We start from the raw sequence: 1,368 nt of genomic DNA on the forward strand, positions 1-1,368 counted from the left end.
TAGGATATTTAGAATACAAAGAAGCTTTAGAAAAATTACAAGAATTTGCTTTAATACAATCAGAAGAAAGAATTTTAATTAAAGCTATAAATTTAAAAGAACTTAAAAATTTAAGATTGAAAGAACTATGATACTTCCTCAACCCATATTTTTAAATAAACTTATGCAATTTTTATCTAGTGAAAATTTAAATCTAAATAGTTTTAAAAAAGATATAGAAAACATAATCTCTAAAAAAGACTTACAAATTTTATTAGATTTAAATACAAAAATTATGGGTATTGCTAAAATAATTATTCAAGATAAAAAAGAAATTAATATACTGCTGCCACAATCTAATAAAGAGCATAAATTACAATATACACCTACAAAATTAGAAATTAAAAAAGATTTTGAAATTAAACTTGATAGCTTGGAAAATTGTAGCAACAAACAATTATTAGATATCATTAAACAAGAATATCCAAATAATATAGTAAAAGAATTAACTATTAATCTATCAAAAGAAAAAATAAAAATACTTTTCATTGTCAATGAAATACCAAAATTTTTAAAATCTATATACAAAGAATGTGATTTTAAAGATTACGGCTTAATGAACTATATCAAATTTGATAAAATTTTTAATCTTAAAATAGAAGATTTTAGATATTTTACACTTATTACACCCTTTGGGGCAAAAAAAATACAATTGTATTGGATAAATGAATATGAAAATCTTCAAGAAACACTCAATTGTATTTCAATCCCAATACCCCACCAATAAATCCCAATACCAACAAAGGTTTTTTTAATGAATACAAACAACTCTTATCTTAATTTAAAAATTAACAAACTTGATTTTAAAATCACAAAAGCCATTATAAAAGAAAGCTTGGATCAGATCTTCTTATGTGAATGTGAGGGTTTTTATGAAAATATCAATAATGATATTTTTAGTGATGATAATATTGAATTTAATCCTAATATGCTTATTGATAAAGAAGCTTCACTTATAATTAAAAATCCTTATGAAAACAAAAAGATAGACTTTTCAACTAATATTGATATGATTTATAAAGGAATAATATCTTATGTTGAGTATTTAGGCATTAATCAAGGCAGTGCTAGCAATATTGTAAAAGAAAATTTTAAACAATTAAACCATAAACATTTTTTTAAGTTTAACTTGCATTCTCCTTTAATAAGACTTGATTTTAATAAAGCAAATCGTATTTATACTCATACAAACATAATAGAAGTAATTAAACAAACCTTAGCCTATTACAACACCAAGCTAAATAAAAACATTGATTTTTCTAATATTCATCATATATATGAAACTAAAGAGCTTATATCTCAATACAATGAAAGTGATTTAGAATTTAT

The 1,368-nt window shown here is 21.9% G+C and carries 2 protein-coding genes; both read left to right on the top strand.

The window, feature by feature from the left end; translation table 11 throughout:
- Positions 1-127: 127 nt before the first annotated feature.
- Positions 128-766 carry a hypothetical protein gene (locus tag FPD38_RS05040; protein ID WP_261798300.1) on the top strand — a complete coding sequence of 213 codons (639 nt, stop codon included), beginning with the start codon at positions 128-130 and terminating at the stop codon, positions 764-766.
- Positions 767-793: 27 nt separating this feature from the next.
- Positions 794-1,368, top strand: a 575-nt coding sequence (locus FPD38_RS05045) for a contractile injection system protein, VgrG/Pvc8 family (RefSeq protein ID WP_222705451.1), incomplete at its 3' end; no start/stop codon positions are given.

Source organism: Campylobacter volucris (assembly GCF_008011665.1).
Lineage (GTDB): Bacteria > Campylobacterota > Campylobacteria > Campylobacterales > Campylobacteraceae > Campylobacter_D > Campylobacter_D volucris_A.